This window comes from Halocynthiibacter namhaensis, from assembly GCF_000812685.1.
Classification (GTDB): domain Bacteria; phylum Pseudomonadota; class Alphaproteobacteria; order Rhodobacterales; family Rhodobacteraceae; genus Halocynthiibacter; species Halocynthiibacter namhaensis.
In genome coordinates this window covers 60,874-78,624 of the sequence record NZ_JWIF01000027.1, presented here as the reverse complement: position 1 = coordinate 78,624, position 17,751 = coordinate 60,874, and the positions used below count along the sequence as shown (strand labels likewise).

Genomic DNA, 17,751 nt, shown 5'->3' with positions numbered 1-17,751 from the left:
GGTATCGACCCTTCCGTGGGAAGCGTTGGTGACAGCTATGACAACGCTCTAGCGGAAAGCACAATCGGTCTGTTCAAAACCGAGGTCATCGATTTTATGGGGCCTTGGAAATCTGTTGGACAGATCGAATGGGAAACCCTGAAATGGGTGAACTGGTACAACAAAAAACGCCTACACAGCAAAATCGATTACATCACCCCCCATGAAGCAGAGGAGAACTTCTATGAAGCCTTGAATGCCGCTGAAAAAGCAGCTTAATATTTGAACCAACAACTCTCCGGTAAAACCGGGGCGGTTCACTATCCCTTGATGTAGATTGTGAATGCCACGTAGACGCCTTCAATTTTCGTGACAACAAACTAGTCGTTGACATAAAATCAGGCTCTGCCCCAGAGACATCCCCATTTGAAGCCACACTCGACCAGCTCTCAAGTTCGCAAGGGGTTGCGCCAGCGTTTCGTACCACGGCCACATCTTTAATCGCAAACAATCCATTGATGAACGACAACATAGATAGTTGGGATACATCAGTGAACACCACCACGCCCCTGACTGCCGATGTCGTGCTTCACCTTCCGCGTGCGACAAACCGGCACCCGATCCTTCAAAACCTACCGCCGCTGGAAATTCTTGCGGATCAGAACGAAACAACATCTTCACGCCTTGCTTCCTCTCCGAACACTCACAACTCGACGACCATGCAGCAAGAAAACCCGTCCCGCAGAAGGGAGACGGAAGACATTCTATTGCGTGAGTTGGAACGCGCTGCGAGCCAAGGATTACTAAGCGCCGTTTTGCCTGACATCCCTGATCAGCGTCCCCCACAACCTGTCGACGTAATACCAGCATCGCCACAACAGAATGAACCCGACATAGGTGACATGCAGATCACTGGGCATTTCAACATCGAGGCAGATACCAGTATTGATCGAGATATGATAACTTCGGCACTCGGTGTAGCCACTGGAAACACTGGCTCATCATGCCGTCTTGGCACCCTCTTGGACATTCGGACGTGGGGGGATCCTGATAATCCTGCAGCAGCAATCACCGAAAATCGTGCGGAACTACTGGATGGCCGAGATCAAATTGATCCAGCATCCATCATATCCCTCGCCCAAGCGTATTTATATGCCAGTTTTGGCGCTGAGGCGTCTCAAATTTTGACACTTAGCGTAAATGACAGCCCACAAACCCGCGCATTACGCCAGATCGCAGACCTTAGTGATGGCAGTAATGTGCGAACAAATGGCCCTCTGTCCGAGCTGCAAAACTGCCCAAACACCGGGGCATTTTGGGCATTATTGACCGAAAATGCGATCCCTGCACAGGGTGTAAACCATGACGCCGTCATTGAGGTTGTAACATCCCTTCCGCCCCACCTGCGCAGCATATTCGGATCTCGCATTATGCGCCTGTACATCAGCGCCGGTGATACATCACGTGCACAAATCATCAGAGATGCTATCGCGCGGACATCCCAAGACGCACAACCCGGTTTTCGCATCGCACAAGCAGAAATGAGCCAATCCGCCGGAGAACATGAAGCTGCTGAAATTGCGCTTGCTGACGTTATTGGTGAAAACAGTTTGCAATCACTAGACGCTCTTGTGATTTTCCTACAAACGGCCTTAGAACAAAAAAAATCAATCGAGCCCACCATTCTGGAAAATGCAGAAGCCCTCGCATTTGAACACCGAAATAACGAGACCGGCGTTCGACTAAGTTTTTTACTGGCGCGCACCTATAGCCAAGCACGTGATTTTGAACGGGCAGCTAACGCCTTCGAAACCTTAGATGGCATCGCCAGTGCGCATGACCTGCGCTTTGCTTGGCGCGAATTTTCACAAGAAATCTACAATCTTGAAGCCGACGCAGATTTCGTAACTAAAGTGTATCAACACAAAAATAACCTGCAAAGCAACTCGCTGGATACCCATCTCCAACACAAAATTGCTGGCCGTCTCATTGATCTTGGCTTCAGTGATGCTGGGCAGGGATTTCTAGAAACGCCCTCCCTCAATCACACTGCTGATGTGCGTCTACTTCTCGCTCAAGCGGCGTATCTCGTGGAAGATTACGATCGCGCATTGCAACTTGCCGCGCAGTTAGAAGCCCCCCAAGCTTCCGAATTGCGCCAGGGGATTCACCAGAGATTACGGAAGTATGGCACAGCGCTTCAGGAACTAGAAACCCGAGATTCTTCCGCATCGACCCTAGATTTGACCTGGCGAGGCGGGGATTGGGATGCACTGGCTTCTGATGATCTTGACCTTCCGCAGACAAAGGCAGCTCAGATCATGATTGACATCGGACAGACATCCGACATCGACGCCGCCTCCCCTAGCCTGTCAACCAGCGCCGAGGCCTTACAACGCAGTCAATCCGATCGCGCGGTCTTGGATGAACTTCTAAATGATGTATTCCCATCGATGGAAACTGTGTCTCCGGATGTATCTGGGTAACCACTTGTAAAGATCCAGCCCTTAAACTGAAGAATAACTTAGTCAGTCAGAACGGCGACATAAATGTATATCATGTTTAAGGGCGCTATCGAGCGCTTACACCGCAATTGTCGGAAACTCGCAGCCCAGCGCGTGACAGTGGCCGCCATCGCGGTGTGTTTAACCCCATCCGCATCCGCAGCGACACTACAGGCGTCAACCATATGTGACCAAGTCGCACATCAAGCTGCATTAGAAACCGATGTCCCAGTCTCGGTTCTTCAGGCGATTACACGCACTGAGACCGGCAGACGGCGAAACGGCGAAACGCAACCCTGGCCTTGGACCGTAAACATGGAAGGTTTGGGCAAGTGGTTTGATAACCCAGCGGATGCGCTTGCTTTTACCATGGAACGCTTTGAACGCGGTGCACGCAGTTTTGATGTAGGGTGTTTTCAGATCAATTATCGCTGGCATGGGCAACATTTCTCATCAGTTCAAGAGATGTTCGACCCGCTGATCAACGCACGTTACGCCGCGCGATACCTTACCGAATTGTACAACGAAAAGGGCAATTGGCTTGACGCCGCTGGCGCGTACCATTCACGTACACCACGCTATGCAAATCGATATAAGCAACGCTTTCAACGTTTCAGGACCGCTCTGGCCTCGTCTCCACCTGCGGTGCCACTTGAACAACCTGTCCCCGTTGCTGCGGTCACGCCTGCCGCCCCCGCGCCAGACAAGCCAAACCAGTACCCGCTGTTACAACAAGCAACTGGCACCCGCGGACCAGGGTCGCTCGTGGCATTAAACGGGACAGGAAACAGTCGCAGTCTCTTTGCAAGGCAAAACTAATGTCAGGCTTCATAAACACCAAAGACTTGTTCAAGCCCACGATTTTCTTAGCCATCGCTCTTATGGCGATCATCGTCATGATGATCTTGCCCGTGCCCGCTTGGATGTTAGATGTCGGTCTTGCCATTTCATTTGCGCTTGCGATTTTGATTTTCACAGTCACCCTATTCCTTCAACGACCGCTCGAATTTTCCTCCTTTCCGACGATTTTGCTGGCGTCCCTTATGTTACGCCTGTCGTTAAACGTATCTTCCACCAAACTGATCATCGGAAACGGCCACACCGGCACCAGTGCAGCTGGCGATGTCATCGAAGGATTCGCAAATTTCGTCATGGGCGGCAATGTTTTCATGGGGTTGGTCATCTTTTGTGTTTTGATGATTGTTAACTTCATGGTGATCACCAAGGGTGCTGCGCGCATGGCTGAGGTTGGGGCCAGATTTGCGCTAGATGCGATGCCTGGCAAACAACTGGCAATCGACGCAGATATGGCAGCAGGTGCCATCGACCATGCCGAAGCAAAGGAACGCCGTGCCACTGAGCAAGCCGAAACGACGTTTTTTGGCTCACTCGATGGGGCATCCAAATTCGTCAAAGGGGATGCAGTTGCCGGCCTTTTGATCACGCTATTAAACCTGATTGTGGGACTTCTTATTGGGATCACGGTTCATGGTATGGATCTTGGCCGCGCCTTTGAAACTTACACAATCCTAACGGTTGGTGATGGGCTTGTTACCCAAATTCCCGCCGTGATCATTTCAATCGCTGCGGCTTTGTTGTTGGCGCGCGGCGGCACCACAGGGTCGACAGATCTTGCCCTCGTTGACCAATTGGGTCGCTATCCTCAGGCGCTCGCGACGGTGTCTGTGTTGATGGCGCTGTTTGCATTGGTCCCCGGGTTGCCATTTGTTCCCTTCATGCTTGGGGCCGTTCTCCTGGGCGCCGCCACCTATTATCTTTACGTCAATCCCCCCAGTGAGACCGACGAAACCGATACCAAGGCTGATGACAACTTTGAGCCCGCCGAGAAATCCCTAGGTGACATGTTGGACCTTGATGATCTTCATGTCGAATTCGCACCCGACTTGGTGGGCATGGTCTTAGACAGCTCCACCGGGTTGGATGCACGTATCAACAACATGCGGTCCCATGTGGCTGAGGTCTTCGGACTGATCCTTCCAGAAATACGACTGACCGACAATGGAATTTTGCCACCAGGAACATATGTCATGCAAATTCAAGGTGTTGAGCAAGCGCGCGATCGTTTGATGCCCGACATGATTTTGGCCTTGATGTCCGACACGCCCGAACAACTTCCGCCGGGGGAGGACGTGAAAGAACCTGTTTACGGCGCGCCCGCCCGTTGGATCAGCCGCGAATTTCAAGACGATGCCGCGATGACTGGTGCGACCATCGTCGCGCCGGCTGAGGTTCTAGCAACGCATTTGTTGGAAGTGATCAAAAAGAACTTCCCCAAGCTTTTAACGTTGAAATCATTGAACCGCCTGCTGACCGAATTCACCAACCTTACGGATCAATCAAGAGCGGCCAGCAACAAACGTTTGCTTGACGAATTGATCCCCGACAAAGTCCCAATGGATCTATTATTAGCCGTAATGCGCCTGCTTTTGGAAGAACGCGTGTCCGTCCGCAATCTGCCGCTAATTCTGGAAGCAATCGCCGAAGCACGGGGGGCGGCAGCAACCCCGGAATCTATCAGCGAATACGTCAGGCAGCGCCTTGGCTTTCAATTGGTCGCCGAACTGAAACGCCCGGACGGAACTTTGCCACTTCTACAGCTCGCCCCGGAATGGGAAGAAACTTTTTCAACGTATCAAATCGAAGGCGACCGTGGGCAAGTGGACGTCGCATTGCCCCCCGACGACTTTAACAAACTGGCAAATGGCGTTGCCGAAAAAATCGCCAGCGCTGGGGATGAAGGCATTTATCCGGCCGTTATCACATCGCGATTGCGGCGACGGTTCCTTCGCACGGTTCTGTCTGCGCGCGGCATCCAAAACCCGGTTTTTTCATTTGAAGAGATCGGTAACGAAAGTCGCCCAGCGCTGGTTGGCCTTGTCCCAGCATGAACGAATTGCTGCCATTCATCATCCAATTGGGTGAACGAACACTGGGAATAGGTGCCATCGTTTTTCTAAGGGTCGGGGCCGCTATGGCCATGCTGCCAGCTTTCGGCGAACAATCCGTTCCAGTCCGTGTTCGCTTGTCGTTGACCATTGCCTTCACCCTCGTTGTGGCGCCAGCAATCGCACCGGGGTTTCAGCCACCTCCCACGGCTGCGATGACAGGACTGGGATGCTTGGCTGAGGTGGTCATTGGCTTGGCCCTGGGCTTTGCCGTGCGCTTTTTCATCCTTGCTTTACAGACCGCAGGTTCGATCGCTGCGCAATCCACATCTCTGTCCCAAATTTTTGGGGGTTCCGGCGAACCAGCCCCTGCAATGGGCCATTTGTTGTTGTTTGCGGGGCTGGCCCTCGCGGTGATGAGTGGGCTTCACATTCGTTTGTCCCAATATCTAATTCTGTCCTATGACGTCTTGCCATTCGGACAAATGCCAGAGGCACAACAGCTTTCGACTTGGGGGCTTGCCGGCATCAGCCGGACATTTGCCTTGGCATTCACCCTTTCCGCACCATTCCTTGTCGCATCATTGATCTACAATTTCGCATTGGGTGTCATCAACCGCGCAATGCCACAGTTGATGGTCACCTTCGTTGGGGCCCCCGCCATCACTGCGGGGGGAATGTTGTTGCTCATTGCGGCCGCCCCAATTTTGCTAAGCGCTTGGTCTGATGCACTTTCAGCATTTCTCATGAACCCGTTTGTTGCGCGCTGATGGCTGAACAAGAAGACACTGAAAAGGAACATGAGGCCTCCCAACAAAAGTTGGACGATGCCCGAAAAAAAGGGGAAGTACCACGATCAACCGACCTTGGAACCGCCGCAGTTTACGTGGGATTTTTGATCGCTTTCCTGTCCACCGGTGCCTATTTCATTCAATCCACGGGGTCCTTGTTGATGAATATGCTTGGTCGCGCAGATCAAATATCACAACATTTTTTTGAAGGCTCAGCGCAACCTTATTCTGCGTCATGGATGAAGATCATTGGCACTGGCCTATTTCCGATTCTCGGCATTCCAGCCATATTTGTGATCATCGCGTTTATCGTACAGCGCAGCCTCATATTCGCACCCGAAAAACTACAACCCAAGCTTTCGAGAATATCAGTTATATCAAATGCCAAGAATAAATTCGGTCGGGGTGGATTATTCGAATTCGCCAAAAGCTTTAGTAAACTTTTGATTTACGGCAGCTTTGCCTGGGCCTTCCTCGTGTCGAAAACCGATCTCGTTATTGGTTCAATGTTCCTAAGCCCCGGAGGTGTTGCGCGTGCCTTCACCGAGCTTTCGTTAGAATTTCTTGCCTTTGTTTTCGTGATCGCCCTTGTCATCGGTGGCATTGATTTTTTGTGGCAACGCCAAGAACATCTGCGAAAACACCGGATGTCGCGCAAAGAACTTCAAGACGAACATAAGAACCAAGAAGGCGATCCGCATTTCAAGCAACAACGTCGCCAAAAAGGTCAGGCGATCGCCATGAACCAAATGCTGGCCGATGTCGCAAGCGCCGACGTCATTATTGTGAACCCAGAACATTACGCCGTCGCCCTCAAATGGAATCGCAACGCTGGTATGGCCCCGGTTTGCGTCGCCAAAGGGGTGGATGAAATTGCATTCCAAATTCGCGAACGCGCCAATGAAGCGGGCATTCCCATCCAGCGTGATCCCCCCACCGCACGTGCGCTTTACGCAACTGTCGAGATTGGCAATGAAATTTTGCGCGAGCATTATCAGGCCGTTGCCGCCGCCATTCGCTTTGCTGACGCCATCCGCACAAAGGCCAAAACAGTGTTTAAGCCAGACGGGAAATCTGACGCATGAAAAATGACCTCAGGAAATTGGAAAGCATCAGTCAAATGACGTTGGACGCCGCGCTTGCCGCCCTTCGAAATATGCGCTGCCAGCAATCCGTTCACGAAGAGGAGATCTCTCGCCTGCGGGCTGCGCGCAATCAGATTACCCCCTTCACATCTGACATAAGCATGATGGTTCAAGCACAGCAGACCCAACGCTGGAAGCAATGGTGCCAAAACGAAATCATCCGCCAAAACTCGGCCTTGGCTGCCCTTGCGGCAAAAGCCGAAGAACTTGAGGCCGACGCCAGAACAAAATTTGGTCGCCGCGAAATCGTTCGAAAACTTCAAAGTAAGTTAGTCGCGGAACAACAGCTTGGACAAAGGCGCAAGGCCTTGCAGTGATCCCTTGATGTAATTTCCGCGCACATACCATCGCGGCGGAAAACACATGTGATGCGTATAGCCTCAACGCCCCTTTCCCTTCGTGCAACTCTGTGCCACCTTCCGCGTGAAGGGAAACGACGATGCCAATCACCACCTGTATTTTTGATGCCTACGGAACCCTCTTTGATGTCAGTTCGGCTGCGCGCGCGGCTGCACATGAACCAGGCAATGACGCATTAGCGGGGTGCTGGGCCGAACTTGCTGTCGATTGGCGCAGCAAGCAGTTGGAATACACATGGCTGCGCGCCGTGGCCAACGCCCATGATGATTTCTGGCAAATCACCCAAGACGGGTTAGATTGGGCAATGGAAAAGCATGGTCTAACGGGCGATAACCTGCGCAACCGTCTCATGCAATTATACGCAAAGCTGTCCGCCTATCCCGAAGTGCCCCAGATGTTAGGCAGCTTAAAGAACGCCGGATACAAACTTGCAATTCTTTCAAATGGCGAACCGAAAATGCTGCAAAGCGCCATGACCAGCGCGGGCATCCGTGATCTGTTGGATGACTGTTTGTCCGTCGAAAATGTCGGCGTCTATAAACCCCATGCGAGAGTCTATGACATGGTCGGAGATCGTTTCGGTTGCGCCAATGACGAGGTTCTATTCGTCTCGTCAAACGGGTGGGACGCAGGATGCGCAACGGGCTATGGGTTTCACACCGTTTGGGTCAACCGCTTGGGGAACCCTGTGGATCGCCTCCCTTGGAAGCCCCATCACACTCTATCCGACCTTACCAGCATTCCTGAATTGGTGAAAACACTGTGAATACAAATTATTACACCACATCTGACAACGTCAAAATCGGTTATTCTGATCAGGGCGAAGGCATACCACTTCTGTTGTTGTCGGGCCTTACGCGCAATGCATCCGACTTTGAATATCTGATGCCCCATCTCGCTGGATATCGCGTCATTCGTCCCGATTACCGCGGTCGTGGGCGTTCTGATTGGGCCCCCCATGACACCTATACCGTGCCCATCCAAGCCCGTGATCAGATCGAGCTTCTTGACCATTTGGGGATTGATAAGATCGCCATTATCGGCACATCCCTTGGGGGCTTGATTTCGATGGTTCTGGCCGTGACAGCCATTGATCGCTTGGCGGGCGTTTGCTTCAACGATATCGGCCCTGAGGTTTCTGACGAAGGTCGTAAATTCATTATGACCTACCTTGGCCGCCGCCCTCCACAAAAAACCTTGCAAGACGCAGCCCTTGCCCGCGCGAAATTCATGGATGGTTTTGCCGGTGTCCCAATGGAACGATGGCTGCAGGAAGCCAAAAACCACTATATTGAGGAAAACGGGCGTCTGAATATCACCTATGACCCTGCGTTGCGCAAGCCTTATGAACAGGCAAAAAATGCTGAGCAACCGGACCTTTGGCCCTGTTTCGATGCATTATCGCACCTTCCTATCGCGTTGATCCGAGGTGAGAATTCCGATATTCTTACAAACGCTTGTGCAGATGAGATGCGCAAACGTCGCCCGGATATGCCTTTTGAAAACGTCAAGGATCGAGGGCATGTGCCCTTCCTTGACGAACCCCAAAGCCTCACTGTCATCCACAAATTTTTGGATCTTCTCTGATGATTACATATGCCGATATCAAAGCCGCCCAGGTCCGCCTTGGAGGTCAATCGCGTCACACGCCTCTGTTGTCGTCGCCCTTTTTGGATAACATCGCCGGGCGTAAAGTTCTGGTCAAACCTGAATGCCTACAACACACGGGTTCGTTCAAATTTCGCGGCGCTTGGTCTGCGGTGTCGGCCCTGCCAGAAGAACAACGCAAAAACGGTGTCATCGCTTTTTCATCGGGCAATCACGCCCAGGGTGTCGCGCTGGCGGCTGCGCGTCATGGCATTCCCGCTGTGATCATCATGCCCAAGAATGCCCCCGCCCTGAAAATCGCCAATACCCGCGCACTTGGGGCCGAGGTCGTGCTGTATGACCGCGCCACAGAAGCCCGCGAAGATATCGGAGATCGCCTGTCACAGGAACGCAATCTGACCCTTATCAAGCCCTATGATGAGCCCATGGTTATTGCGGGTCAGGGCACGGTTGGCCTTGAAATCGCAACAGATTTACCCGCTGACAACGCCGAGGTTCTCGTGCCTTGTGGCGGTGGCGGGCTGACCTCAGGTATTTCTCTGGCCTTGTCCAACGACGCCCCAGACATGGTCGTGCGCCCTTGCGAGCCCGCAGGCTTTGACGACACGACCCGGTCGCTGACATCGGGGAACATTGAGCAGAACGCAGCACCCGAAGGATCCATCTGTGACGCGATTGTCACCCCTGCCCCCGGCGAAATCACCTTTCCGATTATGAAGGAAAACTGCGGTGCGGGCATTGTCGTCACCGATGAAGACTGTCTGCGCGCCATGGCCCATGCCTTTTTGCGCCTCAAAATCGTGATTGAGCCCGGCGGTGCAGTCGCCCTTGCAGCCGCGCTGTTCCACGGCGATAAACTAACCAAAGACACCGCAGTTTGCGTGGCTTCCGGCGGCAATGTTGATCCGTCCATGTTCGCCCGCGCCCTGCAAACCCTGGAGAGCTAAAATGCCCCGATTTACGATTGCTTCTTTTAACGTCAAAAACCTAATTGACGCGGATCAAGAATATTACCGTTTCGAGAAATACACCCCAGAAGAACACGCCTGGAAAGAAGACTGGTTGGCAGATCAGGTTTTATCCCTTGATGCCGACATCGTTGGTTTCCAGGAAATTTTTGATGAGGACGCCCTGCGCGCGGTGATTGCCGAAGCGGACAAACGCGGCGAAGCATCCAATGAAAGCGCAATCCCGGATCGCTCCAAACGCTATGCACGCAAGGCAATTTTTCGCAAACTCGCCTATGCGCCCTATGGCAAAGATGCGGCCCTCGCCTTTGCGCCCAACGTGAATGACGGCGGCCCGGGTGAACGGCGCCCAGGTGTTGCGGTTCTGTCGCGCACGGGCTTTGTCGGTGATCCCGAAGTGATCCAACAGCTGCCAGAACCGCTTGATATTGAATTCGGCGGATTGACTGAAGGCGACGGTGGGTCTTTCCGCATTTCGCGCCTGTCGCGCCCTGTTCTAAAGGTACGCATTCCTCTGGGCGATCAGGTCGTGACAGTATTCAATTGTCACCTGAAATCTAAACTTGGCGAATTCAAACGCCCCGAAGGTGCTGATTTCGCCCCAGAGGCAGATTTGCTGGCTTATGATGCCGCCGGTCGTGCCCTTGGTGCGTTGCGTGCAAGCCTGCGTCGCACGGCGGAAGCCTGGGTTCTGCGCAATGAAATCGTGAAGGAACTGACCGCGGGCAATCCCGTTATGGTGCTGGGTGATTTCAACGACAGCGAACATGCCGTCAGCAGCGAAATCATTTCGGGCGAGGCGCCGTTCAAGAATTATTCCTGGATGCGTCGCCATGATGCAACCCGTGCAAATGAACGCTATTCACGTGACCAAAACGACCAAATTCAACACGCCATCACCTCCATGCGCCTGCATTCTGCCGAAAAACTTTTCGTGCGCAAAAGCCTGCGTGACATGGTTTACACCTCAGCATTTGGCGGCGTTTTTGAAAGCATCGACCAGATCCTGATGAGCAATCATTTCATGTCCGACAACCCCGATGCCATTGGCGAGATGGAGTATTTTTCTGTTCTGAATGACCACCTGACCGACGGGTCCCACGCAGAAGCGCCCTACAACAAGCTGGCATCAGATCACGGGCAAATCATGGCGCATATGCGCATCGGCGAGGACTGATGCCTTTCGCAGAAGTCAACGGCACGCGTTTACATTACCTCGATGAAGGCCCGCGTGGCGGTGCGCCTTTGGTGATGCTGCATGCCCTTGGAACAAACCTGCGTCTGTGGGATGCCGTGCTGCCCCATTTGCCCGATGGATTGCGGATAATCCGCGTTGATCTACGCGGCCACGGTCAAAGCGACGCCCCGCCTGCGCCTTATTCCATGGGAGCGTTGGTGCGTGATGTGGAAGGGCTTTTAGATCATCTCAAACTGCGCAATGTGATGCTTTGCGGCCTGTCGCTTGGGGGCATGATTGCCCAGGGGCTAGCGGTGAAACGCCTTGATCAGATCCGCAGTCTTGTGTTGGCTGGGACCGCTGCCAAGATCGGCATGCCGCAACTTTGGAACGATCGCATCAATGCGGTTCACAAACATGGGCTGTCGGAATTGGCCGATGACATCGCCAAACATTGGTTCCTGCGCAAGGGGCGTGACTTTGTTCCCCCCGATGGCCTGCCCGATTGGCGCGGCATGCTGATCTCCACTTCGGTTGATGGATATACGGGCTGTGCTGCCGCCGTTTCCGGCACTGATTTCTACACGCCAACATCAGGTTTAAGATTGCCGACACTGGGCTTGGTCGGCATTGATGATCGCGCAACACCGCCTGACCTCATGCGTGAAACCATTGATCTCATCCCAGGCAGCCGGTTCGAAATCATCCGCAAAGCGGGCCATCTAACATGCGCAGAACAACCCGAGGCCTTCGCCGTGTATCTATCTGGTTTCATACAAGATACAGGCCACTTCCCGACACTCTAAATCACCCGGACACGCGCCCTTCGCAAAGAAATGTTCGACTGCATGTGCGAATATGAACAGTGTTGCATCACAACGGCTCCTTGCCTTCTAAACTGGATCGTTTAGATTTAATATACCGACTCTCAGGAACGTGACAGGACCCTCTGATGACCCAAAAATCCACGCGCCTGCAGGTGACTTTTGTTATGATCACCTTGGTGATTGACGCTATGGGCATTGGCTTGATCATGCCTGTCATGCCCGATCTAATCCGCGAAATTCAGGGGGCTAGTCTTGCGGATGCCGCGATTTGGGGGGGCTATCTGTCGTTCTCATTTGCGATCATGCAGTTTCTATTTGGCCCAACCGTCGGCAGTCTATCTGACCGTTTTGGCCGTCGCCCGGTCTTGTTGATATCGCTATTCATCATGGCCGTGGATTATGCGGTTATGGCGCTGGCGGACACCATGTGGTTGCTGCTATTGGGGCGGATTGTGGGCGGTATCACCGCTGCGACCCATTCCACTGCCGCCGCCTTTATGGCCGATATTTCCAAGGATGATGAACGTTCGCAAAACTTCGGCCTAGTGTCTGCGGCTTTTGGCGTCGGCTTTATTCTTGGGCCAGTGGTGGGCGGATTATTGGCCAGCTTTGGCCCTCGTGCCCCCTTTGTGGCAGCCGCGATTTTTGCCGCCAGTAACTTTGTTTTTGGTTATTTCGTTTTCCCGGAAACCGTCACCGATATAATCCGCCGCCCGTTTGAATGGAAACGTGCCAACCCCTTTGGGGCGTTGATGAATATTGGATGTTTGCCAGGGATCAAGCCCTTACTGATCGTCTACTTTCTCTACCAAGTCGCCTTTTACGTTTACCCTGCGATCTGGTCCTATTTCACCCAGGAACGCTTCGGTTGGAGCCCGGCAATGGTCGGCGCATCACTGGCGGTCTTCGGCATCTCCATGGCCGTATCCCAAGGCTTGTTGATCCGCAAAATCATCCCCTGGCTGGGCGAGCGCAAGACCGTCATCATCGGGTTTGCGATGGATATCATCGTGTTTGGGTTCACCGCCGTCCTAACAAACGGGTGGATCGTTTTGGGGCTGACACCGCTTTCCGCAATAGGCGGCATGGCAACCCCCGCAATGCAAGGATTGATGAGCCGCGCAGCAAGTCCCGAACAACAAGGCGAATTGCAAGGGTTGCTGACCAGCATCGGCGCATTGGGCATGATTCTGTCGCCACTTCTGATGACCCGCACCTTCGCCATGTTCAGCGAAGAAGGTGCATCATTCTACCTGCCCGGCGCACCATTTTTACTGTCCATGGTTCTGATGATGCTGGGGCTTGCAATATACTTGGCGGGTTGGCGAAAATTACGCCCAATGGCGCAAAAAAACTGACGTAAACTGACAAGTCTGTCGCGAACATCCCTTGCAGCCCCGTAAAAGATTTCGCAAGCTTCCTTAACGATGACTTAAGGAGATCCCGATGGCTCTTATCCGCGCTGCTGTTGCCCATGAATTTGGTGCCCCCCTAACAATCGAAATGGTCGAGCTGCGTGCGCCAGAGGCTGGCGAAGTTGAGGTCACCCTAGACGCCTGCGCGATCTGCCATTCCGATATTTCGTTCATTGACGGTGGGTGGGGCGGCGATTTGCCCGCGATTTATGGTCACGAAGCGGCGGGTACGATCACCGCGATGGGCGCTGGTGTAAAAGGTTTCGCACAGGGGGACAAAGTGCTGGTCACCTTGATCCGCTCTTGCGGCGATTGCGCGCCTTGTTCAAGCGGCGCACCGGTTGCCTGTAATGGCGATATTTCCATGAACGGTCCGCTTTCTATGCCGGATGGCACACCTGTGACCCAAGCCATGGCTTGCGGTGCTTTTGCAGAAAAAGTCGTGGTGCAACCGCGCCAAATGGTGAAATTGCCCGATGATATTGCGATGGACGTGGCGTCTTTGCTGGCCTGTGGTGTGATCACGGGTGTGGGTGCCGTGGTGAATTCCGCCGCTCTGCGCCCGGGGCAAACTGCTGTTATCATTGGGGCCGGCGGCGTTGGCCTAAACGCAATCCAAGGCGCGCGCATTGCGGGTGCAGCCAAGATCATCGCCGTTGATATGGTTCCAGAAAAGCTTGAAATCGCAAAAGAATTTGGGGCGACGCATGGTGTTCTTGCTTCAGAAGGCGCACCTTGGAAACAGGTCGCAGACATCACGAACCGCGCAATGGCTGACGCGGTTTTTGTTACGGTCGGGGCGATCCCGGCCTATGAACAGGCGCTGCGTTATATCGGTGCCAAAGGAAAAATGGTCATGGTTGGCATGCCGCATTCCGGTGCGACTGCGGACTATGAGCCCGTTATTGTTGCCGCGCTGGGGCAACAAATGATCGGCTCGAAGATGGGGGATGTTGTTTTGGCCAGAGACATCCCTTGGCTGATCGATCTTTACCAGCAGAACCGCTTGAAACTTGATGAGTTAATTTCCGGGCGCTGGTCGCTTGATGACATCAATGAAGCTATCGCAAACACTAAATCCGGCGCTGCGCGTCGAAATGTGGTAATATTCAGATGACATATACGACCAGAATCGAAGACAACATCCTGCACCTAACGGGTGCGGAAAATCAAACACGCTTTCATGCTGTTTGGCTGCGTGACAACTTGCCTGGGGCTGCTTACCGCGATCCAGGCAATGGGCAACGTCTGGTGACGCTTGCAAACCTGCCAGAGGTGATCACCCTTGCCAGTGCAGATGTGAACAATGATGCAATCGACATCTGTTTTGACGGTGACGAGACGGTTCATTCCTTTGCACTGTCATGGCTGCTGGATCACGCCTATGACACGGCCGAGATACCTGATCTCAACCCTGGCATCACCGCCTGGACTGCGGCGCTTACAGATGTGCCAACCGGTGATATTACTGCGCTGAAAACAGATAAATCCGCACGTTTGGATTGGCTCTCTCAGGTGGAAACCTATGGCTTCGCCAAAGTCACCGGCATGGAGCCTGTGGAAGGTGGATTGTTTGATATCGCTGATCTGTTTGGCTATGTGCGTGAAACCAACTATGGTCGCCACTTTGAGGTGCGCACCGAGGTAAACCCTGTAAACCTTGCCTACACCGGTCTTGGTCTGCAGGCGCATACGGATAACCCGTATCGTGATCCGGTGCCAACGCTGCAAATCCTGGCCTGCCTTGAAAATTCCGCCGCTGGTGGGGAAAATATGGTGGTGGATGGGTTCGCCTGTGCCCAACGTCTGCGCGAGGAAGATCCCGAAGGGTTTGACGCGCTGGCCAGCTATTCCATCCGTTTTGAATACGCCGGAAGTTCGGACGTTCGCTTGCAATCCTGGCGTCCGATGATTGAGCTGTCCCCAGAAGGCACATTCATTCAGATGCGGTTCAATTCACGTTCCATCGGCCCCGTCCAAGACGTGCCATTTGAGGCAATGGAGATCTGGTATCGCGCCTATCGCCGCCTGTCTGCAATCATCGATGACCCGGCAATGGAAGTGACCTTCAAACTGTCCCCGGGCGAGGCTTTCATCGTGGACAACACCCGCGTTCTACACGCGCGCAAAGGCTATTCCGGCGAAGGCAGCCGGTGGTTGCAGGGCTGTTATGCGGATAAAGACGGTTTGCGTTCTACCCGTGCGGCCCTCGCCCACGAATTGGGAGACGCCTAATGTCAGCCCCAAAACCAAGCGAGCTAAACGCAAGCAATATCGTTGATTTCATTGGCGATATCTTTGTGCACTGCGGTGATGCTGAATATCTTGGCGAACCCGTGACCATGGCCCAGCACATGTTGCAAGGGGCCACGATTGCAGAACAAAACGGCATGGATGACGAGATCGTCGTCGCGGCCCTTCTGCATGACATCGGCCATTTCACCAGCGAATTCGGCACATTTTCCATGGATGACACCGAAGATCGTTTTCATGAGGAAGCGGGCGCAAAAGTGTTGGAACAGTTCTTCCCCACGATCATCACCGATTGCGTGCGCTACCATGTGGCGGCGAAACGTTATCTCTGTGCGACCAAGCCAAGTTACTTTGGTCGCCTGTCTGAGGCCTCGATCCATTCCCTGAACCTTCAGGGTGGACCGATGTCAGATGACGAGGTGGCTGAATTCCAAAAGAACCCAAATCTCGAGAAAATCATCCAGGTGCGCTACCTGGATGAGGCGGGCAAACACCCTGATATGGACACCCCGGAATATCCGCATTTTGCACCTGCAGTGCAGCGGATTGTGGATGCCCATATGGCAAGCTTGGAGAGCTAAATGAAGCTTAAAGACCTCGAAATATTCACCGTCGGCACCCCGCCCCCTGGTTGGGGTGGCCGGTACTGGATCTTTGTCAAATTGACCACGGATACTGGGATTGTTGGATATGGCGAGGTCTACGCGGCCTCTGTCGGCCCGGCAGCCATGGAACATGTGATCCGCGATGTGTTTGAACGACACATGTATGGGGAAAACCCTGAAAACGTGGAAATGATGTTTCGCCGGGCCTATTCTTCGGGCTTTACCCAACGCCCTGATCTAACTGTAATTGGCGCGTTTTCCGGCTTAGAGATTGCCTGTTGGGACATTCTTGGCAAGCAACGCGAACGCCCCGTTTGGGCCTTGATGGGCGGTTTGATGAATGAACGCATTCGGTCCTACACCTATCTTTATCCCCTGCCCCATCACAACGTGCAAGATTTCTGGGCCAGCCCAGAAATGGCGGCTGAAACCGCGAGCGAGATGGTCAAACTTGGCTTTACCGCCGTGAAATTTGACCCGGCCGGTCCCTATACTTTGCGCGGCGGCCACATGCCCGCCATGTCCGATATCAGCCAATCCGCGGCCTTCTGCAAAGCCATTCGCGAAGCGGTTGGCGACAAGGCAGATCTGCTGTTTGGCACCCATGGGCAGTTCTCAACCGCCGGTGCAATCCGCCTTGCCAAGGCGATCGAACCCTATGACCCACTGTGGTATGAAGAACCCGTGCCACCGGATAATATCAACGAGATGGCCAAGGTCGCGCGCGCCACATCCATCCCCATCGCGACCGGCGAACGCCTAACCACAAAAGCCGAATTCGCACCCGTCCTGCGCAGTGGTGCCGCCACGATTTTGCAACCCGCTTTGGGACGTTCCGGTGGGCTTTGGGAAACTAAAAAGATCGCCATCTTGGCCGAAGCCTATAACGCGCAAATGGCGCCGCATCTTTACGCGGGCCCCGTGGAATGGGCCGCAAATATCCATCTGGCGGCAAGTATCCCCAACCTGTTGATGGCGGAAACCATTGGCACGGGCGGCGATTTCCACATGCCCCTAATCAAACATTCGATTGAATGGGATAACGGTTATATCATCGCGCCGACTGCCCCAGGGCTGGGGATCGAATTCGACGAAGATCTTGCGCGGGCACACCCCTATACTGACACTGGTTTGCATCTGGAAATGCAGGAAGCACCCTGCAATTACCAAGATGGCAATAACTTTGGCGGCGGTGCCCCCGCCCGCGAATAAG

17 protein-coding genes are annotated in these 17,751 nt (G+C 53.6%); all 17 read left to right on the top strand.

Annotated features, from left to right (window positions below):
- On the top strand, window positions 1–258 hold a 258-nt coding region (locus RJ38_RS05280; RefSeq protein ID WP_039017853.1), incomplete at its 5' end, for an integrase core domain-containing protein.
- A gap of 272 nt (window positions 259–530) precedes the next feature.
- A complete protein-coding gene (locus RJ38_RS05275; RefSeq protein WP_039017852.1) occupies window positions 531–2,465 on the top strand; it encodes a tetratricopeptide repeat protein in 1,935 nt (644 codons plus the stop codon).
- A 63-nt stretch (window positions 2,466–2,528) separates the two neighbouring features.
- The gene (locus tag RJ38_RS05270) at window positions 2,529–3,302 is read left to right on the top strand and encodes a transglycosylase SLT domain-containing protein (RefSeq protein WP_238321650.1); all 774 of its coding nucleotides are present in this window, start codon (window positions 2,529–2,531) and stop codon (window positions 3,300–3,302) included.
- A complete protein-coding gene (flhA, locus tag RJ38_RS05265) occupies window positions 3,302–5,392 on the top strand; it encodes a flagellar biosynthesis protein FlhA (protein WP_039017851.1) in 2,091 nt (696 codons plus the stop codon). The genes RJ38_RS05270 and flhA overlap by 1 nt, the downstream gene beginning before the upstream one ends.
- Window positions 5,389–6,159, top strand: a complete 771-nt coding sequence (locus RJ38_RS05260) for a flagellar biosynthetic protein FliR (protein WP_039017850.1) — start codon at window positions 5,389–5,391, stop codon at window positions 6,157–6,159. The genes flhA and RJ38_RS05260 overlap by 4 nt, the downstream gene beginning before the upstream one ends.
- Complete coding sequence (locus tag RJ38_RS05255) at window positions 6,159–7,265, top strand: EscU/YscU/HrcU family type III secretion system export apparatus switch protein (RefSeq protein WP_039017849.1); 1,107 nt, start codon at window positions 6,159–6,161, stop codon at window positions 7,263–7,265. Before RJ38_RS05260 ends, RJ38_RS05255 begins: the two co-directional genes overlap by 1 nt.
- Window positions 7,262–7,642, top strand: coding sequence for a hypothetical protein (locus RJ38_RS05250; protein WP_039017848.1), 381 nt, complete (start codon window positions 7,262–7,264; stop codon window positions 7,640–7,642). Before RJ38_RS05255 ends, RJ38_RS05250 begins: the two co-directional genes overlap by 4 nt.
- Before the next feature lie 122 nt (window positions 7,643–7,764).
- Window positions 7,765–8,451: a haloacid dehalogenase type II gene (locus RJ38_RS05245; protein WP_039017847.1), complete on the top strand. Its 687-nt coding sequence runs from the start codon at window positions 7,765–7,767 to the stop codon at window positions 8,449–8,451.
- Complete coding sequence (locus RJ38_RS05240; protein WP_039017846.1) at window positions 8,448–9,272, top strand: alpha/beta fold hydrolase; 825 nt, start codon at window positions 8,448–8,450, stop codon at window positions 9,270–9,272. The genes RJ38_RS05245 and RJ38_RS05240 overlap by 4 nt, the downstream gene beginning before the upstream one ends.
- Entirely contained in the window at window positions 9,272–10,240 is a 969-nt protein-coding gene (locus RJ38_RS05235; RefSeq protein WP_039017845.1) for a threonine ammonia-lyase, read from the top strand. Before RJ38_RS05240 ends, RJ38_RS05235 begins: the two co-directional genes overlap by 1 nt.
- A 1-nt stretch (window position 10,241) precedes the next feature.
- Window positions 10,242–11,438 carry an endonuclease/exonuclease/phosphatase family protein gene (locus RJ38_RS05230; protein ID WP_039017844.1) on the top strand — a complete coding sequence of 399 codons (1,197 nt, stop codon included), beginning with the start codon at window positions 10,242–10,244 and terminating at the stop codon, window positions 11,436–11,438.
- A complete protein-coding gene (gene pcaD, locus RJ38_RS05225) occupies window positions 11,438–12,244 on the top strand; it encodes a 3-oxoadipate enol-lactonase (RefSeq protein ID WP_039017843.1) in 807 nt (268 codons plus the stop codon). Before RJ38_RS05230 ends, pcaD begins: the two co-directional genes overlap by 1 nt.
- A 146-nt stretch (window positions 12,245–12,390) precedes the next feature.
- On the top strand, window positions 12,391–13,623 hold the full coding sequence (locus tag RJ38_RS05220) for a TCR/Tet family MFS transporter (protein WP_039017842.1): 1,233 nt from the start codon (window positions 12,391–12,393) through the stop codon (window positions 13,621–13,623).
- A gap of 88 nt (window positions 13,624–13,711) precedes the next feature.
- Entirely contained in the window at window positions 13,712–14,797 is a 1,086-nt protein-coding gene (locus RJ38_RS05215; RefSeq protein ID WP_039017841.1) for a Zn-dependent alcohol dehydrogenase, read from the top strand.
- Window positions 14,794–15,915 (top strand): 2-trimethylaminoethylphosphonate dioxygenase, encoded by a 1,122-nt coding sequence (tmpA, locus tag RJ38_RS05210; protein WP_039017840.1) that lies wholly within the window; start codon window positions 14,794–14,796, stop codon window positions 15,913–15,915. Before RJ38_RS05215 ends, tmpA begins: the two co-directional genes overlap by 4 nt.
- Window positions 15,915–16,514: a (R)-1-hydroxy-2-trimethylaminoethylphosphonate oxygenase gene (gene tmpB / locus RJ38_RS05205; protein WP_039017839.1), complete on the top strand. Its 600-nt coding sequence runs from the start codon at window positions 15,915–15,917 to the stop codon at window positions 16,512–16,514. Before tmpA ends, tmpB begins: the two co-directional genes overlap by 1 nt.
- Window positions 16,515–17,750, top strand: coding sequence for a mandelate racemase/muconate lactonizing enzyme family protein (locus tag RJ38_RS05200; protein ID WP_039017838.1), 1,236 nt, complete (start codon window positions 16,515–16,517; stop codon window positions 17,748–17,750).
- Window position 17,751 lies beyond the last annotated feature (1 nt).